Source organism: Streptomyces sp. NPDC051041, from assembly GCF_044456065.1.
Lineage (GTDB): Bacteria > Actinomycetota > Actinomycetes > Streptomycetales > Streptomycetaceae > Streptomyces > Streptomyces glaucus.
This window is the reverse complement of record NZ_JBITFM010000003.1, coordinates 291,399-315,443: the sequence shown is the minus strand read 5'-3', so window position 1 is coordinate 315,443 and position 24,045 is coordinate 291,399. Positions and strand designations below refer to the sequence as shown.

The 24,045-nt window shown below is 74.0% G+C and carries 12 protein-coding genes and 1 riboswitch; of the genes, 2 read left to right on the top strand and 10 right to left on the bottom strand.

Translation table 11 applies throughout. From position 1 onward, the window contains the following. Positions 1-10: 10 nt before the first annotated feature. From ACIBAI_RS07555 to ACIBAI_RS07545, 3 genes are all read right to left on the bottom strand, one after another. Positions 11-1,384, bottom strand: coding sequence for a hypothetical protein (locus tag ACIBAI_RS07555; RefSeq protein WP_399031841.1), 1,374 nt, complete (start codon positions 1,382-1,384; stop codon positions 11-13). Next, entirely contained in the window at positions 1,381-8,775 is a 7,395-nt protein-coding gene (locus ACIBAI_RS07550; protein WP_399031839.1) for an SDR family NAD(P)-dependent oxidoreductase, read from the bottom strand. The genes ACIBAI_RS07555 and ACIBAI_RS07550 overlap by 4 nt, the downstream gene beginning before the upstream one ends. Before the next feature lie 303 nt (positions 8,776-9,078). Next, positions 9,079-9,951, bottom strand: coding sequence for a short-chain dehydrogenase/reductase (locus ACIBAI_RS07545; RefSeq protein WP_399031837.1), 873 nt, complete (start codon positions 9,949-9,951; stop codon positions 9,079-9,081). Between the two features lie 585 nt (positions 9,952-10,536). On the opposite strand from ACIBAI_RS07545, the gene ACIBAI_RS07540 reads away from it, so the two are divergent. Further along, on the top strand, positions 10,537-13,350 hold the full coding sequence (locus tag ACIBAI_RS07540) for a SpoIIE family protein phosphatase (protein ID WP_399031835.1): 2,814 nt from the start codon (positions 10,537-10,539) through the stop codon (positions 13,348-13,350). Positions 13,351-13,648: 298 nt separating this feature from the next. Further along, positions 13,649-14,944: a glycosyltransferase gene (locus ACIBAI_RS07535; protein ID WP_399031833.1), complete on the top strand. Its 1,296-nt coding sequence runs from the start codon at positions 13,649-13,651 to the stop codon at positions 14,942-14,944. Between the two features lie 75 nt (positions 14,945-15,019). On the opposite strand, the gene ACIBAI_RS07530 is transcribed toward ACIBAI_RS07535, so the two are convergent. The 7 genes from ACIBAI_RS07530 to ACIBAI_RS07500 form a co-directional block, all read right to left on the bottom strand. After that, on the bottom strand, positions 15,020-17,563 hold the full coding sequence (locus tag ACIBAI_RS07530; RefSeq protein WP_399031832.1) for an ATP-binding protein: 2,544 nt from the start codon (positions 17,561-17,563) through the stop codon (positions 15,020-15,022). Between the two features lie 12 nt (positions 17,564-17,575). Further along, positions 17,576-18,259 (bottom strand): response regulator, encoded by a 684-nt coding sequence (locus ACIBAI_RS07525; protein ID WP_399031830.1) that lies wholly within the window; start codon positions 18,257-18,259, stop codon positions 17,576-17,578. 130 nt (positions 18,260-18,389) lie between these two features. Continuing rightward, positions 18,390-19,058: a potassium-transporting ATPase subunit C gene (locus tag ACIBAI_RS07520; protein WP_399031828.1), complete on the bottom strand. Its 669-nt coding sequence runs from the start codon at positions 19,056-19,058 to the stop codon at positions 18,390-18,392. 24 nt (positions 19,059-19,082) lie between these two features. Beyond that, entirely contained in the window at positions 19,083-21,176 is a 2,094-nt protein-coding gene (gene kdpB, locus ACIBAI_RS07515; protein WP_399031826.1) for a potassium-transporting ATPase subunit KdpB, read from the bottom strand. Between the two features lie 32 nt (positions 21,177-21,208). After that, positions 21,209-22,870 (bottom strand): potassium-transporting ATPase subunit KdpA, encoded by a 1,662-nt coding sequence (gene kdpA / locus ACIBAI_RS07510; RefSeq protein WP_399031824.1) that lies wholly within the window; start codon positions 22,868-22,870, stop codon positions 21,209-21,211. An 8-nt stretch (positions 22,871-22,878) separates the two neighbouring features. Next, positions 22,879-22,968, bottom strand: a complete 90-nt coding sequence (gene kdpF / locus ACIBAI_RS07505; RefSeq protein ID WP_399031822.1) for a K(+)-transporting ATPase subunit F — start codon at positions 22,966-22,968, stop codon at positions 22,879-22,881. 255 nt (positions 22,969-23,223) lie between these two features. Further along, entirely contained in the window at positions 23,224-23,541 is a 318-nt protein-coding gene (locus ACIBAI_RS07500; protein WP_399031820.1) for a hypothetical protein, read from the bottom strand. Between the two features lie 370 nt (positions 23,542-23,911). Continuing rightward, a riboswitch (cobalamin riboswitch) is annotated at positions 23,912-24,042 on the top strand. The last annotated feature ends 3 nt before the right edge of the window (positions 24,043-24,045 follow it).

The window sequence follows — 24,045 nt, the reverse complement described above, 5'->3', positions numbered from 1 at the left end:
CCTTCCGGTGTCACAGCGGCTGGTCGACGTGATCGGGGGTGTAGCGGACGGCGTGGGCGTAGGCGTCCAGCAGTCCTTGCAGCGGGCGTTCGGGCAGGCCGGGCTTCCACAGTTCCACCGCCATCTCGCCGTGGTAGAGCATCGGCCAGCGGACGTACAGCCGGGGGTCCGCGGCGTCGTTGACGGCGCGCGACCGGGCGACGGTGTCGGCTGCCACGTCGGCCATCAGGTCCGTCCCGCAGCCGAAGCCGTACGGGTACAGCTCCCGGTTGGGCGGCACCGACTCGATGACCGCGGCGTCGGCCCGGTCGACCCCCACGTGGGCGTGCACGCCGCCGCGGATGAGCGGGGCGGTGCGCTCGCCGTCGGGGTCCACGGCCCAGTGCCCGCTCGCCGACCGCCCCAGACGGACCGTGGGCACGGAGGAGAGCAGGGCGCACACCTCCCATGCCTCCACCGAGGGCCCCTTGGGGACGAGGCCCTCCGGGGCGAGGACCCGCAGGCGGTCGCCGCGGCTGCGGGGGCGGAGCACGGTCACCTCGTCCTCCCGCAGGTCCCGCTTGTCGACGTCCCAGCTGCCGGAGGCGGTGACCACGACGGCGTCGAGGCCGGGGTCGTAGAGGAACAGCATGCCCTCGCTGAGGCGCTTCCAGCCGAGGTACTCGCGGTACAGCGAGGCGAGGCCGGCCGAGACGTAGCGGTCGATGCGGACCGGTTCGGGGAGCAGGCCGAGCCGGCCCATCCGCCGCCCGGCCGCCGCCAGGTGTCCCGGTGCCTCGGAGGCGGCCCAGGCGGCGGCGGGCAGGGCGTCGCGGACCACGTCGTAGCGGTCGCCGACGTCCCGGGCGCAGGCGGCGGTGACCAGCCGGTCGCGGATCCGGTCGGCCGGCTGCCCGGTCTCGGTGGGATGGCCTCCTTCCAGGGTGAACAAGGTGGCTTCCCGCCCGTCGCGGTTGACCAGGACCACGCGGGGGGCCGCGGTCCGCGCCATGACGGTCCGCCCGATCCCGACCGCCTCGGTGTGCCGCAGGCCGGCGAGGCGTTCGGGAACCTGGGCGATCACCACCGTCCGGCGCGAGCCCACGCGCAGCCCGAGTTCGCCGCAGGTCCGGGCGCTCAGCGGTGGGCTCTGCTCGGGAACCCGGTCGGGCAGGGGCCGCGGGCCGGCGGGGATGTGCGTGACGATCAGCAGCAGGTCGACGTCGCCGTGCGACGACTCCACGACGGCGTGTCCCTGTTCCTCGAAGGCCGCGGCGAGCTGGCGGACGAAGACGCCCAGCGCGGTGTCGTCCGGGTGGGGCCGCCCGGCGACCTGCACCACCAGCGGCCGCCACCACGGCAGTTCGTCGAGCCGCACCGCCGGGCGGTCCTGCGGGCCGGTCATCGGGCGCCTCCGGCGACCAGCGGCAGGACACGGCGCGCCAGGTCGTCGAGGCAGCTCGCCGCCATCAGTTCCAGCGCGGGGATGTTGCATCCCAGCGCGCGGTCCACGGCGACGGAGAGTTCGACGACCATGAGCGAGTCGAGTCCCAGCTGGTCCAGCTTGCAGGTGCGGTCGACCCGCTCGGGGGTGGTCTGCGCGACCTCGGCCACCAGCGCCGCCAGCTCCGCGGAGACCGCCTCGACCGCCTCGTCGCCGGAGAGCGCGGCGAGCCTGGAGCGCAGCGCCTCGGCGCGGCTGACCCCCGCGCGGCCGGCGGCTTGCCGGCACGCGGCGAAGGCCGGCCGGTTCAGCCCGGCGAGCAGCTGTCCCATCCTCTCCCAGTCCACCCGGCCGAACACCGCCACGTGGGGCCCGTGTCCGAGCTGCCTCTCGAACGCCTGCCAGATCTCCGCCGGCGTGACCGAGCCGAACCCCATGCGGTGCAGCGTCTGTTCGAAGCCGGTCCGGACGACGAAGCCGGTCTCGGCGACGCCGCCCAGGGCCTGGGCGGACCCGGGCAGGCCCTGGGCGCGCCGTCGCCGGACCAGGGCCTCCAGGTAGGCGTTGGCGGCGACGTAGGCGCTCTGGAGCTTGTTGCCGCCGAGGGCGGCCACGGAGGAGCACACGTGGAAGAAGTCCAGCTCGCGGTCGAGGGTGAGGTCGGACAGGACGGCGGCCCCGCGCACCTTGGGGTGCAGGACGGCGTCGAAGCGTTCGGCCGTCAGCTGGGCGAGCGGGGCGTCGTCGAGGACCATCGCCGCGTGCAGGACGCCCCGCACCGGATGCCCCGCGCCGTCCGCGTCGGCGATCGCCTGCCGCATCGCCTCGCGGTCCGCCGCGTCCGCGGCGAGCGCCGTCACCCGCGCCCCGGCCGCCGCCAGCCGCTTCAGCAGCGCCGGCGCCTCGGGGGAGTCCGCGCCGCGCCGGCCGACCAGGACGAGGTGCCGGGCCCCCTGTCGCACCAGGTGCTCCGCCAGCGCCGCCCCGAGCCCGCTCAGGCCTCCGGTGACCAGGTAGCTGCCGGTGGGGTCCGGGGCGGCCGGCGACACCGGCTGTTCCACCGGGACCGGCTCGCCCAGTTCGATGACGATCTTGCCCAGGTGGTGGGAGTGGCGCAGGGAGCGGAACGCCTCGGGCACCGCGTCGGCGGGGTGGACCTGGTGGGGCAGCGGCCGGTAGCGGCCGTCGGCGACCCGGCGGCACAGTTCGGCGAACTCCTCGGCCGCGACCTGCGGCAGCTGCTCCGGCAGGGCCGCCACGTCGACGCCGAAGTAGGCGATGTTGCGCCGGAAGGGGCCCAGCAGGAGGGGGGTGTTGGCGTAGAGGTCGCGTTTGCCGAGTTCGACGAACCGGCCGCCGGGGCCCAGGCACTCCAGGCCGCGTGCGATGGCCTCGCCCGCGAGCGAGTTCAGCACCACGTCGACGCCGCGGCCGCCGGTCAGCTCGCGGACGTCCTCGGCGAAGCGCAGGTCCCGCGAGTTCAGGACGTGCCGGACACCGAGCATCCGCAGCAGGTCTCGCTTGGCCGGGGCCCCCGCGGTCGCGATGACCTCGGCGCCCACGGACCACGCGTACTGCAGGGCGGCCAGGCCCACCCCGCCGGCCGCTCCGTGGACCAGCACCCGCTCTCCGGCGCGCAGGCGGGCCAGCCGCTCCAGCCCGTACTGGACGGTGAGGAAGACGGCGGGCAGGGTGGCCGCCTCGGCGAAGGACATCCGCTCCGGGACCCGGCCCAGCTGCTCGGCCCGGACGACGACGTGCGAGGCGAACCAGCCGACTCCGCTGCCGAAGACGCGGTCCCCGGGGACGAGGCCGGTCACTCCCGCTCCGACGGCGACCACTTCGCCGGCGCCCTCCAGCCCGAGGGCGGGGCCCCGGAGACCGGGTACCGGCCGGTCGTCCGGGATCAGCCCGGTGGCGAGCATCACGTCGCGGTAGTTCAGGGCGGCGGCCCGTACGGCGACCAGCACCTCGCCGGCCGAGGGAACGGGGACGTCGTGCGGTTCCCAGACCAGGCGGTGGGCCATGCCGGGGTCGCGCAGGCTCAGCCGGTATCCGTCGGCCTGCCGGCGGACCGGCGGCGCGGCCGTGGTGAACCGGGGGACGAAGCGGCCGCCGCCGGTCAGGACGATCTCCCGTTCGGCCCCGGGGTCGTGCAGCTCGGCGAGCAGCCGTGCCGCGTCCCGGCCGGTGTCCCCCGAACGCTCCAGCGAGATCATCCGCACCTCGATCCCGGGGTGCTCGCCGGCGACGGTGCGGCCGAGCGCCCAGAGGGCGGCGGCCTCGGGCGCCCGGGGGCGCTCCGGGGCCGGGAAGAGACCGGTCGGGGGCAGGACCAGCCACAGCGAGGCCTCCCGGCAGGTGCCGAGGGCGGCCACCACGTCCCGGACGCGGCAGGCGGCACGGGTGATCGCGGCGGCCGGGTCGGGCGCCGGGGCGGCGGAGCCGGCCGGTCCGGCCTGGTCCGCGGGATCCAGCAGCAGGACCGCGTGCACGCGGGAGTCCGGCCCGGACGGCACGGCCGCGGCCCAGTCCGGCCCGTCGAGCGGCAGGGACCGGGCGCCGAGCGCCCCGGCGAGCCGGCCGGGGAGCGCGTCGGGGCCGTCCGCCGCCACCAGCCACCGGCCGGCCGGCGGCGGCGCCGTGGCGGGCGGCGGGCAGGGGGACGCGGGTGCGGTCGCGCGCCGGGCGAGGATCACCGAGTCGCTCGCGCGCTCCGCGTCCGGCGCCTCCCCGGTGCAGGCCACGGCGTCGAATCCGTGCGCGCCGAGCAGCGCCTTCCACTGCTCGCGGGCCAGCAGGGGGGAGTCCTGCCGCAGGTCGGTGTCCGTGTAGTCCCAGTAGTCGTCCAGCACGCCGAAGAAGGTGGACACCCAGTCGCTGTCGTGGCTCTCCAGCGCCAGCAGCATGCCCCGGTCGGCGAGCAGCGCGGCGAGCCGGTCGACGGCGGCGCCCAGGTCCTTGGCGGTGTGCAGCGCGTTGGCGGCGACCACCACGTCGAACTGGTTCGCGTGCATGCCCTGCCCGGCGGGGTCGTGGTCGAGATCGAAGGTGGCGTACTCGACGAAGTCGTACGCGGCGAACCGGGCCTTCGCCTTCGCCAGGAAGCCGGCCGAGCGGTCGGTGAACAGGTAGCGGGTGCGCTCGGGAGGCAGTACGGGCAGCAGCGCGCCGGTCATGCCGCCGGTCCCGGCGCCCACTTCCAGGACGCGCAGCGGCCGGTCGGCGGGCCAGTGCTCGGCCATCGCGCCCAGCAGCTTCCCGGCGTAGGCGTTGTGCAGGCGCAGGTGGGGCGCGGTGCCGTAGAGCTGGGTGAGGAAGTGCTGGTCGGTCTCGCCGAAGAGGACCTCGCGGGGATCGTCCGCCCCGCGCAGCAGGCGGGCGAGCCGCAGCCCGCAGCGCAGCCCCGGCAGGGTCAGGGTCAGCGCGTCGGGCAGGTCGGCGAGAAGGGGGCGGATCCGGTCCAGCGGGTCCGCGGCGGTCGTCCCTCCGGTCAGCCGCCAGCGGTCGTGAGCGGTCCGTTCGGCGAGGCCGAACGCGCACATGGTCGCGGCCAGCCGGCTGAGGTAGGGCCGGTACTTCGGCAGCGCGCCGGCTTCGCACAGGTCGTCGAGCCCGAAGTCGGTCCTGCCCGGCAGGAGCGTCTCGACGGCGCGCCGGGCGAACAGCGCCGCGATCTGGCCGGTGCGGGCCGTCACCTGCTCGTAGCGGTCGTCGATGCGGTCGCGCAGGCGCGCCCGGGCGGGGGCCGTCCGTGCCATCAGCTCGGCGGGGGCGGGCAGCCGCACCGGCGCGGCGCCGCCCCGTGGCGCCGCCCGGAGCACGAGTTCCTGCAGTGCGGCGGGGGTGCCGCCGTGCTGGTCGAACCGGCGCAGCCGGCAGCCCTCCAGCTCCATGCAGACCCGGCCGTCCCGGTCCGTCAGCGACACGTCCCAGACGGCTTCCCGGCCGGTCGCCCCGACCAGCCGCAGGTGCAGATGGCCCTCGGGGGCCGGCGGGTGCCACAGGCGCACGGCCGCCAGCTGGACGGGCAGGAAGAGCGCCTCCCCCGCCACCCCGGCCAGGAGCGGGGCTCCGGCCTGGAGGGCGCCGTCGGTCACCACCGGGTGGGCGAGGTAGCCGTCCGTGCTCTGGTCGGTGCGGTAGGAGGCGAGCAGTTCCCCCTCGCCGAGCCGGAACTCGGTGAGGACCTGGAAGGCCGGACCGTGCGTGATGCCGCCGGCGGCCAGGCCCCGGTAGTGCGCGGCGGCGGGCACGGGGTCGGGGTGGAGCCGGTCGCGCAGCGCGGCCAGGTCCAGGGGGGCGGGCGCCGGCCGCAGCAGGCGGCGTACCCGTCCTTGCGCGTGGTGCTGCCAGGGCGCCTCCGGTCCGGTGCGGCCGGCGATGGTCACGGTCCCGGTCCGCGGTTCCAGGCCGGTCTGGAGCAGCAGGTCGTCGGTGCTGTCCTCGCCGGGCAGGACGCAGGCGCTGGTGAGGGAGAGGTCGGTGACTTCCAGCACGGTCGTGTCGAGGAGGTGACGGCCTGCGGCGAGCGCGATCTCGAGGTGCCCGGTGGCCGGCAGCACGGTGGTCCGGCCGACCCGGTGCTCGGACAGCCACGGGCTGCGCACCGTGCTCAGCACGCCGTGCCAGGCGGGTCCGGCCGTGACGGCGCGCTGGCCGAGCAGCGGGTGCAGGGACACGCCGTCGCCGGCGATGCCGGACCACCAGCCGGGCTCGGCCTCCCAGTACCGCTCCCGCTGCCACGGGTAGGCGGGCAGTTCCACCGGTGGGACCGGCCGGGGGAAGTGCCCGTCGGTGTCGACCGCGGCCCCGGCGGCCAGCAGGTGGGCGACGGTTCCCCTGAGGGCCGCCGGGCCGTCGGCCCGGCGGGAGCCGGTCTTCACCACCGCGGCGGGCGGGGAGCCGCCCCGGGTCAGCCGGCGCAGGTAGGGGCCGAGGACGGAGTGCGGGCCGATCTCGACGAAGACGTCGAAGCCCTGGGCGGCCAGCGCCTCGACGGCCGGCGCGAACCGCACCGGCTCGCGGACGTTGCGCCACCAGTACTCGGCGTCCAGCGGGCCGGCGTCCAGGACGCTGCCGGTCACCGTGGAGGCGAACGGCAGCGCGGGCTCCGTGGACGTCAGGCCGGCCAGGCCGGTGAGCAGCGCCTCCCTGATCGGGTCCATCGCGGCGCTGTGAAAGGCGTAGTCGAGGTCCAGTTCGCGTGCGAACACCCCGCGCTCCTGCACGTGCCGGCCGAGGAGCGCCACGTCGGCGCCCGGCCCGGCGACCGTGGTGTCGGTCCTGCTGTTGACGCCGGCCAGTTCGAGCCGGCCGCCGTAGGGGGCGAGTTCGGCCGCCAGCTCCTCCTCGCCCAGTCCGACGGCCGCCATGCGCCCCGTGCCGGCCGTGGTCTCCTGGGCCCGGCTTCGCGCGGCGACCACGCGGGCGGCGGACGCCAGGTCGAGCGCTCCGGCCACGCAGGCCGCGGCGATCTCCCCGACGCTGTGACCGACGACGGCCTGCGGCCGCACCCCGTGCGCGCGGAGCACCTCGACGACACCGAGCTGGTAGGCGAACAGCAGCGGCTGGGCGGTTCCGGTGGACTTCAGCCGCTGCGCGTCGCCCGCCGCGAGCGCGTCGACCACCGACCATCCCAGCAGGTCGTCGAGGACGCCCGCGGCCCTCTCCACGGCCTGCCGGAAGACGGGGTCGGCGCGCAGCAGCTCGGCGCCCATGCCGGGCCACTGCGATCCGTTCCCGGTGAAGGCGAACGCCACCCGGCCGTGCGCCACCGTCCTGGCCGTGGCCGAACCCGGCGCCGGGCGTTCGCCGCGGGCTGCCGCCGTCAGGGCGGACGCCGCCTCCTGCGCGGTCTCGGCCAGCACCACGGTGCGGTGGTCGTGCCGGGCCCGGCGGCGCGTCGTGGTGTGGGCGATGCCGTAGAAGGCGCCCGGGTCGGCTTCCTCCAGGCGCTCGGCCAGCCGGCCGCACGCCTCGGCGAGGGCGCCCCGGCCCCGGGCGGTGACCATGACGGGCAGCGGGCCCCCGGCCGCCGCCCGCGGGCCGGGGCCGGACGGGGCGGGGCCCAGCAGCACGTGTGCGTTGGCGCCGCCGAAGCCGAACGAGTTGACACCGACGACCGCGTCGGGGGACACCTCGACGCGGTGCGGCCGGACGGTGGGGGCGAGGTTGAGTTCGTGGAAGCCGATGCGCGGGTTCAGCGGCTCGGCGTGCAGGGTGGGCGGCACCAGGCCGTGCCGCAGCACCAGGATGGCCTTCAGCAGGCCGGGCACCCCGGAGGCCGGTTCCAGGTGGCCCAGGTTGGTCTTCACCGAGCCGATGGGCAGGGGGCCGACGGTGCGCCGGGTCCCGAGTGCGCGGCCGATGGCCTCGCACTCGACGGGGTCGCCGATCGCGGTGCCGGTCCCGTGGGCCTCCATGTAGACGAGGCGGTCCGGGTGCACCGACGCCGCGGCGTAGGCGGCCGTCAGGAGGCTCTGCTGCGCCTGCCCGTTCGGCAGGGCGATGCCGGGGGTGCGGCCGTCGTTGTTGGCGCCGCTGCCGAGGATGACCGCGTGGACGCGGTCGCCGTCGGCCAGGGCGTCGGACAGCCGTTTGAGCAGCAGCAGGCCGCCGCCCTCGGAGCGGACGTAGCCGTCCGCGTCCGCCGAGAAGGCCCGGCACCGGCCGGTGGGCGACAGCATGGACGCGGCGGAGAAACCGGCGAACACGCGGGGGTCCAGCAGGATGTTGATGCCGCCCGCGAGGGCCATGCGGGTACGGCCGGCGCACAGGTGCTCGTAGGCCCGGTGGACCGCGGTCAGGGCCGAGGAGCAGGCGGTGTCGAGCGCGAAGCTCTCCCCGTGCCAGTCCAGCAGGTGCGAGATGCGGTTGGCGGTGTTGGCCAGGGCGATGCCCGTCATCGAGTGGACGTCGCCCCGGGCGGGCCGGGCCTGCGCGAGACGGCCGAAGTCGTGGCTGGAGCAGCCGACGAAGACCGCGCCGTCGGCGCCCGCGCAGGCCGCCGGGTCCACCCCGGCGTCGTCCAGCGCCTCGACCGCAAGCTCCAGCAGCATCCTCTGCTGCGGGTCCATGTGCTGCGCTTCTCGCGGGGAGATGCCGCGGAAGTACTCGCAGTCGAAGCCCTGGATGTCCGGCAGGAAGCCGCCCGCCACGGTGTAGGACCGTCCGGGCCGGCGCCGGCCGCCGTCCAGGAAGTCCGCCGCGTCGAACCGGTCCGGCGGGACCTCCCCGACCAGGTCGTCCCCCTTGACCAGGGCGGTCCAGAGCCCGTCCAGGTCACTGATGCCGCCCGGTAGGCGGCAGGCGGCGCCGATCACGGCGACGGCTTGAGCCAGCTCGGCCATGGAACTCCTCACGGTGAAGGTCGGAAGGTCGGAAGAGGGCCCCCGGGTGTGTCCGGCGGCCGGTCGGCCCATCGGGAACCCGTGCGCTCGACCGGTCCGCACCGCCGCTTGCGGGCGGGGCGTTCCGGCCGGTGTGCTCGGCGCCGAACACGATGGAGGCGGTGTTCCGGCGGGTGCGCCGCCACTCCTCCGCCGTGCGGAGGACGAGGAGGACCTCGTAGTCCACGCGGAGGCCGAACGCCGGGGCGGCGGCGAGCAGCGGCGTGGTGATCTCCAGCACGCCCTCGCCCGGCCGCGGGGGCCTCATGCGTCGTCCGCGGAAGCGGCCCCGGACATCCCGTCCTCGAGCGCTCGCAGCAGCGGCCGGAACCTGGGATTGCTGATCAGGAGGCGGTCGCAGAAGGGGTTGACCACGCCGCGCAGGATTCCGACCGGCTGCCAGCGACGGGGCACCGTGATCCTCGCGGTGCGCCGCTCGATCCCCGTCACCACGCGTCTCGCGACGGCCTCCGCGGGGATCGCCGCGGCGAAGGAACCGGGAAAGCCGGCCTCGCGCATCCTGGTGGCCAGGTCGTCCCCGCCGAAGGCCGGGCGGGCCATCCCGGTCCGCACCCACCCCGGGTAGAGGACACCGGCGGTGGCCCCGTGGGGGCTCAGCTCCACGCGCAGAGCACGGGCGAGCTGCTCGACCGCGGCTTTGGAGGCCGCGTAGGCGGAGTTCACCGCGCCGTTGACGTAAGCGTAGACGGACGCGTTGACCAGCACGTGACCGCGGTGGGCGATGATCTGGGGCAACGCCGCCCGCACGGTACGCCAGGCGCCCAGGAGGTTCACTTCGATCACGCGCTCGAACGCCGCCGGGTCGACGGTGGCGATGGTGGCGGGGCGCGCGGGGGCGATCCCCGCGTTGGCGAACACGACGTCGAGCCTTCCGAAGCGGTCCACCGTACGGGCCACCGCGTCGTCCAGCGCCGCCCGGTCCGTCACGTCCACGCCCAGGGGCAGCGTGCCCTCTTCGCCCAGTTCGCGCGCGAGCGCCGCGACCGAGGAAGCACTGCGGCCGGCCAGCGCCAGGTTCGCGCCCCGGGCCCGCAGCGCCCTCGCGCAGGCCGTGCCGATGCCGCCGGCGGCGCCGGTGACGAGCACGGTCCTGCCGGCGAGTGGGTGACGAGGCACGGACGGCGTCCTCATCCGCGCAGCCGGCGGTCCGCGCCGGGGGCCGTCGGCGCCGTGGCCCCGGGACGGTCCGGCAGCGCCCCGTGCCCTCGCCGCCGTGCGGCACCCGCCGCCCCGTGTATCAGCGGGTGCTGCTCCTCGTGCGGAGTCGGACGCATGCCGTCCCCCTGCCCTTTTCGTCGCTTCGCCTGCACTGCCGACTGCGCGACCCAGGGGAGCACCGGGGTGGCGGCCGCTCCGCGCCGGTCACCGTCCCATCGTCGAAGGGAGGAACCGTCCGCCGTACGACGATCGGCCCCTTCGGCCCCGATGGAATGAATCGGGGGCACGGGGGGCACAGGGCAGCACAGCCGGGCGCACATCGGCCGCCCCTGCCGGATCCGGCCGATGGCCGGCGGGCACGCGCGCTCCGCCCGCCGTCCCGCGGAGCCGCCGGCCGGCGTCGCCCGCGGCCTCGCGCCCCGTTCGACGGGGCGCGTCCCCGGAGCCGGGCCCGGCCCCTTCGTCCCCGTTCGCTCCGGAACGCGGGCGGCCGGACGTCCCCCACCGAAGCGAACGCCCCATTTGTCCGACTATCCTGGCTCTGTGGGGTCGTATCCAACGCCTTCGGGCAGCGATCACGGCGAGCGGGCGCTGCCGGTCACCGCGGTACGCCCGGAGATCCTCGCTTCCTGGCGGCGTTCGCAGTCCCTCGGCATCGACCGCGAGCGGGCGGCCCTGCCGATCGACCGCGACCTGGATCCCGACTCCCGGCTGATCAGGGCCGCCGCGCCGGTGCTGGACCGCCTGTGCGAACGCTTCTCGGGCATACCGGTGACCGTGGCGCTGGCCGACTCGCGGGCGAACATCGTGGACCGGTGGGGCGACCCGGTGGGGCTGGAGCTGATGGACGCCGCCTCCCTGGTGCCGGGCGCCAACGTCGACGAGCGGTTCATGGGGACCAGCAGCGTCAGCATGGTGCTGAGCACCAGGGCGCCGTTCGTGGTCGTCGGCCACGAACACTTCCTGCACGACCTCAAGGAGCTGACCTGCATGGCCGCGCCGGTGCGCGACCCGGTGGGCGGCGCCGTGCGGGGCGCGGTCAACCTCTCCGTGCCCCGGGAGCTGGCCGAGCCCGGCATGGCGCTGGTCCTGCAGCAGGCCACCGAACGCATCGGGGAGCGCCTGCTGGAGCTGAGCACGGCCCGCGAGCTCGAGCTCATGCGCTCCTTCCGCCGGGCCAGGGAACGCGGCGGGCACGCCGAGCTGGAGCTCGGCTCGGGGGAGCTGTCCCGGCTCGGCGGACCGGCGCCCCGGCTGGCCGCGCAGGAGCGGCTGACACTGCTGGAGCGTGCCGTCGAGCTGATCTCCTCGGCGGACGAGACATTCGCCGAGGTGCCCCTCGCGGGCAGTCGCACGGCCGTGCTGCGCCGCCGGGAGCTGCACCACGGCGACGCCGAGGGCGCGGCGGTCGAGGTCAGCTTCGAAGACACCCGCGGCACGGGCGCACCGGGCCCGGCCACCGCGACCGCCCCCGACGGCCGCCGTGTGCCGCTCCTGCGCCGTCCCGCCGGGACGGCGGGGGCGGACACCTCCGGTGCGCCGGGGGGACCGCACGCCGCCGGACCGGCCGACGCGTGGCTGCTGCTCGTGGGCGAGCCCGGCGTCGGCCGGCTCGCCGCCGAGGCGCGCGGGCGGCTGTCCCTGCTGAACGAGGCGGCCGTCCGGCTCGGCACCACCTTGGACATGCGGCGTACCGCCGAGGAACTGGCGGAGATCGCCGTGCCGTGCTTCGCCGACCTGGTCGTCGTCGACCTGGTGGAGAGCGTCCTCGCGGGCGAGGAGCCGCAGCCCGGACGGCTGCGCCCCGGCGTGGCGCTGCGCCGGGTGGCCGCCTGGCCGGACCAGGACTTCCGCGACACCGCGGCCGGCGGCGTGGACGAGCCGGTCGGCTACCCCGCCGGCACGCCCCAGGCCCGGTGCCTGGAGAGCGGGCAGCCGGGCACGGACTCGGTGGTGACCGCCGCCCTGGCCGACCGGGTGCACCCCGTCGACCTGCTCGGCGAGGGCGAGCACTCCTACCTGGGCGCTCCGCTGTCCGCGCAGGGCTCCGTCCTGGGCCTGGCGGGGTTCTACCGCCGCGGCAGGACGAGGCCGTACGAGGAGGACGACCTGACGCTGGCGGGCGAGCTGGCGGCCCGTGCCGCGATCAGCGTGGACAACGCCCGCCGCTACCGCCGGGAGCGCCACGCCTCCCTCACCCTGCAACGCAGCCTGCTGCCGCACGTCCTGCCCCGGCTGAGCACCGTCGAGCTGGCCTCCCGCTATCTGCCCGCGGACGCCAGGGCGGGCGTGGGCGGGGACTGGTTCGACGCGATCCCGCTGTCCGGGATGCGCGTGGCGCTGGTCGTCGGGGACGTGCCAGGGAACGGTCTGCAGGCGGCGGCGACCATGGGCCGGCTGCGTACGGCGGTGCGGACGCTGGCCGGGCTGGACCTGCTGCCCGAGGAGGTGCTGGCCCATCTGGACGACCTGGTCAGCCGCGCCCCCGACGAGTCGGGCGACGAACAGGACCCCGCGACCGGGGCGACCTGCCTGTACGCGATCTACGACCCGGTGTCCTGCAGCTGCACGGCCGCACGGGCCGGTCACCCGCCGCCCGTCCTGCTGACACCCGGCGGGACGGCAAAGCTGCTCGACCTCCCCGCCGGTCCACCGCTCGGGCTCGGCGGGATCCAGCCGTACGAGTCCGCCACCGTCGGCCTGCCCGCGGGCAGCCTGCTGACGATGTACACCGACGGCCTGCTCAAGGAGAGCCGCGGCTACGGGGACACCGACGCGCGCACCGGGCAGCTGCTGGCCCTGCTGAACCTCGCCGGCCCGGCGCTGGAGGACATCTGCGACCGGGTCGCGGGCACCTTCCCGCCCGGCGGCCCGCACGACGACGTGGCCCTGCTGCTGGCCCGGGTGCACGCGCTGCCCGGGGACCGGGTGGCGTCCTGGGAGCTTCCGTCCGAGCCCTCGGCCGTGGCGCGGGCCCGGGCGCTCACCCGTGCCCAGCTCGCCGCCTGGGGCATGTCGGAGCTGGACTTCAACACCGGGCTGGTGGTCAGCGAGCTGGTCACCAACGCCGTGCGGTACGGCGGCCCGGGGCCGGTGGGCCTGCGGCTGCTGCGCGACGGCTCGCTGATCTGCGAGGTCTCCGACCGCAGCAACACCTCCCCGCGCATCCGGCGGGCGGCCACGACCGAGGAGGGCGGGCGCGGCCTGTTCCTCGTGGCGCAGTTCACCAAGAGCTGGGGCGCCCGCTACATGCCGCAGGGCAAAACGGTGTGGGCCGAGCAGATCCCGCAGCCGGAGCAGCCGCCGCCGGAGACGGACGAGCAGGCGCTGCTGGCCATGTTCGACGACCTCGGCTGACCCGCCGGCCGGCACCACGGCCGGAACCGCTCGGCGGAGTATGAACGGGACGCCCTCGCGCTCGTCCGCTCCTCCGGCAGGACCGTGACGGGACCGTCCGGAAACCCGGCGGGCCGGCCCCGGGACCTTGTGCTCGCCGGGCCTTCGAATCGTCCGGCGCAACCCCGCTCGTGGAGGAGCCGTCCCGGCCGAGCGGGACGACACGCGGACCGGGGCCCGCCGCCGGACGGCGGTCTTGCCCGGCGTTCGGGCCCGGTGCGAGACTTCGGAACCGCTTTCACCGGTAGAGGAGTGGGACTTGTCACCTGCGGAAAGACCGTTACGGCCCCTGACCGTCCTCTTCGCGCCGGAGAGCGCGTACGGGCCGACGAACAACTGCGTGGGGATCGGGGACGTCCTGCGCCGCCGGGGGCACCGGGTGGTGTTCGCCGCGGAGACGTCCTGGAAGGGCCGCCTCGCACCGCTCGGTTTCGAGGAGGAACTGGTCGATCTGGCCCCGCCGCCCGAACACCCCCAGGACGCGGGCCAGTTCTGGAAGGACTTCGTCCGCGACACCGCGCCCGAGTTCCGGAAGCCGACCGTCGAGCAGCTGGACACCTGGATCAAACCGGTGTGGGAGGAGCTGATCTCCGGCGCCCGGTACTGCGAACCGCGGCTGAAGGAGATCATCGGCCGGGTCCGGCCGGATGTGATCGTCGAGGACAACGTCGTGTGCTTCCCGGCGTTGACCACGGCGGGCGTGCCCTTCGTGCGGATCGTCTCGTGCAACCCGCTGGAGATGAAAGGCGAACACGTCCCGCCGCCGTTCTCCGGGTACCCGACCGGGGACCGGAGCGGGTGGGCCGAGTTCCGCGCCGCGTACGACCGCACCCACCGCAGCCTGTGGAGCGGTTTCAACGCCTGGGTGACCGAGCAGGGCGCGCGCCCGCTGCCCGACCTGGAGTTCATCCACGAGGGCGACCTGAACCTGTACGTCTATCCCGAGGCGGCCGACTACACGGGCGCCCGTCCGCTGGGCCCCGCCTGGCACCGGCTGGACTCCTCGGTCCGCGAGACCCGGGAGAGGTTCGCGCTGCCGCCCGGCCCGGCCGGCGGCGGCGCGCTGATCTACTTCAGCCTCGGCTCGCTCGGCTCGGCCGACGTGGACCTCATGCGCAGGGTCATCGCCTCGCTCGCCCGCACCCCGCACCGCTACATCGTCTCCAAGGGCCCGCTGCACGAGGAGATCGAGCTGCCGCCGAACATGTGGGGCGAGGAGTTCCTGCCGCAGCCCCGGATCCTCCCGCTCGTCGACCTCGTCATCACGCACGGCGGCAACAACACGACCACCGAGGCCCTCCACTTCGGCAAGCCCATGATCCTGCTGCCGCTGTTCTGGGACCAGCACGACAACGCCCAGCGCATGGCCGAGCTGGGCTACGGCGTCCGGCTGGACCCGTACCGCTTCACCGACGCCCAGCTCCACGGCGCGATCGACCGCCTGCTCGGCGACACGGCCCTGCGGCGCGCTCTCACCGAGGTCGGCGAGACGATCCGGGCCCGCAACGGGCTGTACCGGGCTGCGGATCTGATCGAGCGGGCCGCCACGGGCTGACCCCACCGGCCCCCGGGCGCGCCGGGCCCCACGCCCCGGCCGCTCACGCTCCGCGCACCGGCGGGCTCCGGGCCGTCAGGACGTGGCTGCGGAGGACGCGTTCGGCTGCTCCCGCCGGTGCCGCGGTGCCGTCCGTACGGCGAGCACCATGGTCAGGCCCCCGCCCGGGGTGTCCTCTGCGTGCAGGGTGCCGCCGATGGCCTCGGCGAAGCCGCGGGCGACCGCGAGGCCGAGGCCCACGCCGTCGCCGCGCGGGGCGTCGCCGTAGCGCTGGAAGGGTTCGAAGATGCGGTCCTTGGCCTCGTCCGGGACACCGGGGCCGCGGTCGACGACCCGGACCTCCACCCGGTCGGCTATGGCGCTCGCGGAGACCAGGACGCGCTCGCCCGGCGGACTGTACTTCACCGCGTTCTCGACGACGTTGGCGACCGACCGTTCCAGCAGCCCGCGGTCGACGTCGACCATGGGCAGGCTCTCCGGGACATCCAGGTCCACGCTGTCCTCGGGTACGCCGCCGAGCGCCATCGGGACGACCTCGTCCAGGTCGGTCTCGCGGATGATCGGGGTGACGGTGCCGGTCTGGAGGCGGGACATGTCGAGCAGGTTGCCGACGAGGTGGTCGAGCCGGTCGGCGCCGTCCTCGATGGCCTCCAGCAGTTCCACCCGGTCCTGTTCGGACCACTCGACGTCGTCGGAGCGCAGGGAGGTGACCGCCGCCTTGATGCCGGCGAGCGGTGTGCGCAGGTCGTGGCTGACGGCGGCGAGCAGGGCGGTGCGGATGCGGTTGCCCTCGGCGAGCTCCTTGGCCTGGTCCGCCTCCTGCTTCAGGCGCCGGCGGTCCACGACCACCGCCGCCTGAGCGGCGAACGCGGCCAGTACCCGGCGGTCCTCGGCCGGCAGGACCCGGCCGGACAGGGCCAGGGCCGTGTGGTCGCCGACCGGGACGTCGACGTCCGCCTCGTCGGGGGTGGCGCAGGGGCGTGGGCCGACGCTGCCGGCGCAGGTCCAGGGCGCCACGTCGCTCTCGCGTTCCAGCAGCGCCACCGATTCCATCCCGAAGGTCTCGCGGACCCGTTCCAGAAGGGCGTCGAGACTCGTCTCGCCGCGCAGGACATGGCCGGCGAGGAAGGAGAGAATCTCCGACTCGGCCCGCAGCCGCGCCGCCTGATGGGTGCGGCGGGCCGCCAGGTCCACCACCGACGCGACGGCCACGGCGACCCCGACGAAGACCGCGATGGCGACGATGTTCTTGCCGTCGGCGACGGTCAGCGTGTCGACGGGCGGGGTGAAGTACCAGTTGAGCAGCAGCGAGCCCGCCCCCGCGGACGCCAGCGCCGGGAAGAGCCCGCCCAGCATGGCCGCCGCCACCGTCAGCGACAGGAACAGCAGCATGTCGTTGGCGAGACCGACGTCCGGAACGACGCCGGTCAGGAGCCGGGTGAGCAGGACGGGTCCGAGAACGCCGGCCAGCCACCCCGCGACGACGCGGGACCGTCCGAGCCGTGCCCCGCGGGCCACCGGCAGACCACGGCCCTTGCCCGCCTCGCCGTGCGTGATGAGGTGGACGTCGAGGTCGGGGCCGGAATCGCGGGCCACGGTGGCGCCGACGCCGGGACCGAAGACGTACTGCCAGCTTCTGCGGCGGGAGACCCCCAGCACGATCTGCGTGGCGTTCACCCCGCGGGCGAAGTCGAGCAGAGCGGCCGGTATGTCGTCGCCGACGACGTGGTGGAAGGTGCCGCCCAGATCCTCGGCCAGGGCGCGCTGGACGGCCAGCTCCTTCGGGGAGGCGGAGGTCAGGCCGTCGCTGCGGGATATGTAGACGGCCAGCACCTCACCGCCGGCGCCCTTCTCCGCCAGCCTCGCCGCGCGCCGGATCAGGGTGCGTCCCTCCGGGCCGCCGGTCAGGCCGACCACGATCCGCTCCCGCGAGCCCCAGATCCTCGACACCCGGTGCTCGCTGCGGTACTCGGTCAGGTACGCGTCGACCCGGTCGGCCACCCACAGCAGCGCCAGTTCACGCAGGGCGGTGAGGTTGCCGGGGCGGAAGTAGTTGGACAGGGCCGCGTCGACCCTGTCGGGCTTGTAGATGTTGCCGTGCGCCATCCGGCGGCGCAGCGCCTGCGGCGACATGTCGACCAGCTCTATCTGGTCGGCGCGCCGTACGGCCTCGTCGGGGACGGTCTCGCGCTGCCGCACCCCGGTGATCGACTCGACCACGTCGCCCAGCGACTCCAGATGCTGGATGTTGACGGTCGAGACCACGTCGATGCCGGCGGCGAGCAGTTCCTCCACGTCCTGCCACCGCTTGGCGTTGCGGGAGCCGGGCACATTGGTGTGGGCCAGCTCGTCGACCAGGGCGACGGCCGGGGCGCGCCGCAGAACGGCGTCCACGTCCATCTCGGTGAAGGTGCCGCCCCGGTATTCGATCTCCTTGCGCGGCACCTGTTCCAGACCGTGCAGCATCACCTCGGTGCGCGGCCGGTCGTGGTGCTCGACGAAGGCGACCACGCAGTCGGTGCCGCGCTCGACGCGGCGGTGTCCTTCCGACAGCATCGCGTAGGTCTTGCCGACGCCGGGTGCCGCGCCGAGGTAGATCCGGAGTGTGCCGCGTGCCATGTCGTTCCCCGGTCAGGCTTCGAAGCGATAGCCCATGCCGGGCTCGGTGATCAGATAACGGGGGTGGGAGGGGTCCTTCTCCAGCTTGCGGCGCAGCTGGGCCATGTAGACGCGCAGGTAGTTGGTCTTGCTGCTCTGGGAAATGCCCCAGACCTCCTGGAGAAGGTGCTTCTGGGTGACGAGCCGGCCCGGATGGGTGACCAGGATCTCCAGCAGGTGCCACTCGGTCGGGGTGAGCCGTACGTCCTGCCCGCCCCGGACGACCTTCTTGGCGAGCAGGTCGATGGTGAAGTCGTCCGTCTCGACCGGAGTCGTCTCCGGGGTGAGCGGAAGGTCCTCGGTGCGGCGCACGGCGGCCCGCAGCCGGGCCAGCAGCTCGTCCATGCTGAACGGCTTGGTGATGTAGTCGTCGGCGCCGGCGTCGAGCGCGGACACCTTCTCGCCGGACGACTGCCGGGCGGACAGGACCAGGATCGGCGCCCGGGTCCAGCCCCGCAGGCCCTTGATGACGTCGACGCCGTCCATGTCGGGCAGGCCGAGGTCGAGCAGGACGACGTCGGGCCGGCGCGTGGCGGCGAGCCGCAGGGCCGTGGCCCCGTCGGGGGCGGCGTCCACGCCGTAGTGACGTGCCTGCAAGTTGATCACAAGGGCCCGCACGAGCTGCGGGTCGTCCTCCACCACGAGCACCCGGGTCATGGGTGTGCCGCCTCTCCTGTGATACGTCGGGCCGGGCGCGCCGGCGGGAGAACCGACTTTACGGCTGTGGGAGCCGGCGGGTCCGGGATGTCCCCGGACCGCCGGCTTCCGTGGGGATCGCGTGACGTCCTCAGCTCTTGGCCAGGAGTTCCCGGAGGGCGATGTTGAGCGCGAGCACGTTGACCCGGGGCTCACCGATGAAGCCGAGGGTACGGCCCTCGGTGTGTGCGTCGACCAGCTTCCGGACCTCAGCGACGGGCAGGCCGTTCCTCTCGGCGACCCGGTGGACCTGGATGTCCGCGTACTTCGGGGAGATGTGCGGGTCGAGGCCGGAGCCGGAGGAGGTGACCGCGTCGGCGGGCACCTCGGAGGGCTCGACCGTGTGGCCGGGGACGGAGTTGTCCTTCACGACGGCGGCCTTGGCTTCCTTCACCCACTGGATCAGCTCCTCGTCGTCGCCGGACCGGTTGGTCGCGCCGGACACGACGAGCTTGTACCGGGTGTTGACGCTGTTGGTGCCGAGGCCGTTCTGCGGGCGGCCCTGGAACCACTTCAGGTCGGGTGCCGGGGTCTCCTCGCCCTTCTTCAGCGGCAGGTGGTAGGACTGCCCGATCAGGGACGAGCCGACGACTTCGCCGTCCGCCTTGGTCTCGGAGCCGTTCGCCTTGTCGCTGAACAGCCCCTGCGCGATGCCGGTGATCACCAGCGGGTAGGCGACGCCGGTCACCAGGGTCAGCGCGAGGAGGGCGCGCAGGCCCGCGCCGAGCAACCGGGCGGTGTTCGTAACCGAGTTGTTCATGGCGATCAGCACGCCTTTCGAGAATCACAGTCCGGGGACGAGGGAGATGAGCAGGTCGATGGCCTTGATGCCGATGAACGGGGCGACCAGGCCGCCGAGGCCGTAGACGGTGAGGTTGCGCCTCAGCATCCTGTCGGCGCCGGCCGGCCGGTACCGCACGCCCTTCAGGGACAGCGGCACCAGCGCGACGATGACCAGCGCGTTGAAGATCACCGCGGACAGGATCGCGGAGTCCGGCGAGGACAGGTTCATGATGTTGAGCTTGTCCAGGCCCGGGTAGACGGCCGCGAACAGGGCGGGGATGATCGCGAAGTACTTGGCGACGTCGTTGGCGATGGAGAACGTCGTCAGCGCGCCCCGGGTGATCAGCAGCTGCTTGCCGATCTCGACGATCTCGATCAGCTTGGTCGGGTCGGAGTCGAGGTCGACCATGTTGCCGGCCTCCTTGGCGGCCGACGTACCGGTGTTCATCGCCACGCCGACGTCCGCCTGCGCGAGCGCGGGCGCGTCGTTGGTGCCGTCACCGGTCATCGCGACCAGCTTGCCGCCGGCCTGCTCCCGCTCGATGAGGGCCATCTTGTCCTCGGGGGTGGCCTCCGCGAGGAAGTCGTCCACGCCCGCCTCCTGGGCGATCGCCTTCGCGGTCAGCGGGTTGTCACCCGTGATCATGACCGTCTTGATGCCCATGCGGCGCAGTTCCTCGAACCGCTGCCGCATGCCCTCCTTGACGACGTCCTTGAGGTGGACGACCCCCAGGACCCGGGCGCCGTCGGCGTCCTCGACCGCGACCAGCAGCGGGGTGCCGCCGGCCTCGGAAATGCGGTCGGCGGCGGTGCCGGCGTCCTCGGCGACCCGGCCGCCGCGCTCCTCGACCCAGGAGATGACCGAGCCGGCCGCCCCCTTGCGGATCTTCCTGCCGTCGACGTCCACACCCGACATGCGGGTCCGCGCGGTGAACTCCATCCACTCGGCGCCCGCCAGTTCGCCCTGGTGGCGCTCGCGCAGCCCGTACTTCGCCCTGGCCAGGGCGACGATGGAGCGGCCCTCGGGCGTCTCGTCGGCCAGGGAGGAGAGCCGGGCGGCGTCGGCGACCTCGGCCTCGGTGGTGCCGCGCACCGGCACGAACTCGGCGGCCTGGCGGTTGCCGAGCGTGATGGTGCCGGTCTTGTCGAGCAGCAGTGTGGAGACGTCACCGGCGGCCTCGACCGCACGGCCCGACATCGCCAGGACGTTGCGCTGCACCAGGCGGTCCATGCCCGCGATACCGATCGCGGGGAGCAGGGCGCCGATCGTGGTGGGGATCAGGCACACCAGCAGGGCGACCAGCACCACCGTCGGCAGGTGGGAGCCCGCGTAGTCCGCGAACGGCGGCAGGGTCGCCACCGCCAGCAGGAAGACGGTCGTCAGCGAGGCGAGCAGGATGTTCAGCGCGATCTCGTTCGGCGTCTTCTGCCGGGCCGCACCCTCGACCAGGTCGATCATCCGGTCGATGAAGGTCTCGCCCGGCTTCGTCGTGATCTTGATGACGATGCGGTCGGAGAGGACCTTCGTACCGCCGGTCACGGCCGAGCGGTCACCGCCCGACTCGCGGATGACGGGCGCCGACTCACCGGTGATGGCCGACTCGTCAACGGACGCGACGCCCTCGACCACGTCACCGTCGCCGGGGATGACGTCTCCCGCCTCGCAGACGACCAGATCGCCGACCTTCAGCCCGGTGCCGGGTACCCGCTCCTCGGTGCCCTCCGGGAGAAGGCGGCGCGCGACCGTGCCGGTCCTCGCCTTGCGCAGGGTGTCGGCCTGCGCCTTGCCGCGGCCCTCGGCCACCGCCTCGGCCAGGTTGGCGAAGATCACGGTGAGCCACAGCCAGGCACTGACGGTCCAGCCGAACCAGTCGCCCGGGTCCGCGAAGGAGAAGACCGTCGTCAGGACGGAGCCCACCAGGACCACGAACATCACGGGAGACTTGGCCATCACCCGCGGGTCGAGCTTGCGGAACGCGTCCGGCAGCGATCTCACCAGCTGCTCGGGATCGAACAGACCGGCGCCGGCACGGCCCTCGGGGGCCTTGTGACCCGTCGGCGCGTCCCGGTGGGGCGCCAGGGTGGATGTGGACATGGAGTCCTCTGGGTTCTGGGTGCGGGTGGTCGTCACGCCAGCCCCTCGGCGAGCGGGCCCAGCGCGAGGGCGGGGAAGTACGTAAGACCGGTGATGATCAGGATGGCGCCCACCAGCAGCCCGGTGAACAGCGGCTTCTCGGTGCGCAGGGTGCCCGCGGTGGCCGGCACCGGCGTCTGCCGGGCCAGCGAGCCGGCGAGGGCCAGCACGAACACCATCGGCACGAACCGGCCGAGCAGCATCGCGATGCCGAGCGTGGTGTTGAACCACCGGGTGTCCGCGTCCAGGCCGGCGAAGGCCGAGCCGTTGTTGTTCGAGGCCGAGGTGTAGGCGTACAGGATCTCGGAGAACCCGTGCGCCCCGCTGTTGGTCATGGAGTTCGCCGGGGTCGGCAGGGCCATCGCGACGGCGGTGAGGACCAGCACGAGCGCCGGGGTGACCAGGATGTAGCAGGCCGCCGGCTTGATCTCGCGGACGCCGATCCTCTTGCCCAGGTACTCCGGGGTGCGGCCGACCATCAGGCCGGCGACGAACACGGCGATGACCGCCATGATCAGCATGCCGTACAGGCCGGAGCCCACGCCGCCGGGCGCGATCTCGCCCAGCATCATGCCGAGCAGGGTGATGCCGCCGCCCAGACCGGTGAAGGAGGAGTGGGAGGAGTCCACCGCGCCGGTGGAGGTGAGCGTGGTCGAGGTCGCGAAGATCGCCGAGGCCCCCACGCCGAACCGGACCTCCTTGCCCTCCATCGCCCCGTTCGCCAGCTCGAAGGCCGGGCCGTTGTGGGAGAACTCGGTCCACATCGTCAGTGAGACGAAACCGGCCCAGACGGTGCCCATCGTGGCGAGGATCGCGTACCCCTGCCTCACGGAGCCGACCATGACGCCGAAGGTGCGGGTCAGCGAGAACGGGATGACCAGGATCAGGAAGATCTCGAAGAGGTTCGAGAACGGGGTGGGGTTCTCGAAGGGGTGGGCGGAGTTGGCATTGAAGTAGCCGCCGCCGTTGGTGCCCAGCTCCTTGATGGCCTCCTGCGAGGCGACCGCGCCGCCGTTCCACTGCTGCGGGCCGCCCGTGAACCGGCCGACCTCGTGGATGCCGGAGAAGTTCTGGAGGACACCGCATGCGACGAGCACGAGGGCGGCGACGAACGCCGACGGCACCAGGACGCGCACGACACCGCGCACCAGGTCCGACCAGAAATTGCCCAGCTCACCGGAGCGGGACCGCGCGAAACCGCGCACCAGCGCCACCGCGACGGCCATGCCGACGGCCGCGGAGACGAAGTTCTGCACGGCCAGTCCGGCGGTCTGCACGATGTGGCCCATGGCCTGCTCGCCCTGGTACGACTGCCAGTTCGTGTTGGTCACGAAGGACACGGCCGTGTTGAACGCCTGGTCCGGGTCGATCGCGTCGAAGCCCAGCGAACCGGGCAGGACGCCCTGGAGCCGCTGGAGCAGGTACAGGAACAGGACGCCGCTCAGCGAGAAGGCGAGGACGCCGCGCAGGTACGCGGGCCAGCGCATCCCGGTGTCGGGGTCGGCGCCGATGCCCTTGTAGATCCACTTCTCGACCCGGAGGTGCTTCGTGGAGGAGTAGACCCTGGCCAGGTAATTGCCGAGGGGGATGTGGACGAGTGCCAGCGCGCCTGTCAGGGCGAGCAGTTGGAGCACGCCGGCGGTTACGGGACCCATGCTGCGGCTCAGAACCTCTCCGGGAAGATCAGGGCGAGGATGAGGTAACCCAGCAGGGAGACGGCCACGACCAGGCCGACGGCGTTCTCGGCGGTCACAGCTTCGTCACCCCCTTGGCGATGAGGGCCACCAGCGCGAAGACCGCGAGCGTGGTGACGACGAAGGCCAGATCGGCCATCGCGCACTCCTGAAGTCGGGCTCGGTTGAAACGGACGAGTAGAGGAAAGCGCCTTTACGGCCGGATGGGAGCGTCCATTGACGACTCCCTTACGGCATCGCGGAGCTTTTTGACGGAACTCATACGCCGCCTGTCCGTACCCGTGAGTAAGGAAGGGGATTGCAGGTGGGCAGCTTCACCGCAGCCGGAAGCGGAGGCGGCGGATCACCGCGTCCGTTTCCCGCCGTACGGCGTGCGCGCCGACCGCGCCCCGCGGGTTCCGCAGCAACCGCTGCCACAGCCGCTCCGGCCCCGTCCCCGGGATCGGCACGGTGACCCGCGTGCCCGGCCCGGCCGCGACGGCCTCACGGACGTACGCGGCGAGGGGACGGCCGGGCGAGCGGCGCCCGCGGGCCGGCCGGATCAGCGGTGCGGCGGGGACCCACTCGGCCCGGGTCCGCTTTGGAACACGCGTGTGCGGCCGGTCCCCGGGGTCGGGGTGACAGACGGTCACCGCACGCACCTCGTCGCCGGGGGAGACGGCGCCGGGCTGTCGCCGTGCGGTGGGACCGCGCTTCGACGTACCGCGCGACGTGTGGACGGGAGGCTGCGCGAGCCGTGTTCGAAGCCTCCGGACCGGAGCGAGCGCCGGCAGGCCTCTGCGGCCGAGGACGCCCCGCGCACGGCCGCGTCCTGCGGGTGCGCACCACACACCCCGCCCCCTCGGCTCGCGATCCGCCGCCGTACGGCCTCGACGGCCGCGTCCGTCCCGGCCGCGCGTTCCCGCGCCCGGGGCGCGGCGGGCGCCTCGGGCCGCGCGGGCGGGGCGTGGTACCTTCCGGACGCCAGTCGAACTCGTGAACGCGGCCACGCGTGCACGGGTCAGGGAATCCGGTGGGAGTCCGGAACTGACGCGCAGCGGTGAGGGCGACGGGCGGGACAGCAGCCACTGGACGACGGTCACGGCCGGGTCCGGGAAGGCGTCCCGCCGGGATGACCCCGAGTCCGAAGACCTGCT

Coding starts and splice junctions, on each gene's coding strand:
- ACIBAI_RS07530 (WP_399031832.1), bottom strand. CDS start 17,563: ATGGCACGCGGCACACTCCGGATCTACCTCGGCGCGGCACCCGGCGTC.
- kdpB (WP_399031826.1), bottom strand. CDS start 21,176: ATGTCCACATCCACCCTGGCGCCCCACCGGGACGCGCCGACGGGTCAC.
- ACIBAI_RS07550 (WP_399031839.1), bottom strand. CDS start 8,775: ATGGCCGAGCTGGCTCAAGCCGTCGCCGTGATCGGCGCCGCCTGCCGC.
- ACIBAI_RS07555 (WP_399031841.1), bottom strand. CDS start 1,384: ATGACCGGCCCGCAGGACCGCCCGGCGGTGCGGCTCGACGAACTGCCG.
- ACIBAI_RS07520 (WP_399031828.1), bottom strand. CDS start 19,058: ATGAACAACTCGGTTACGAACACCGCCCGGTTGCTCGGCGCGGGCCTG.
- ACIBAI_RS07525 (WP_399031830.1), bottom strand. CDS start 18,259: ATGACCCGGGTGCTCGTGGTGGAGGACGACCCGCAGCTCGTGCGGGCC.
- kdpA (WP_399031824.1), bottom strand. CDS start 22,870: ATGGGTCCCGTAACCGCCGGCGTGCTCCAACTGCTCGCCCTGACAGGC.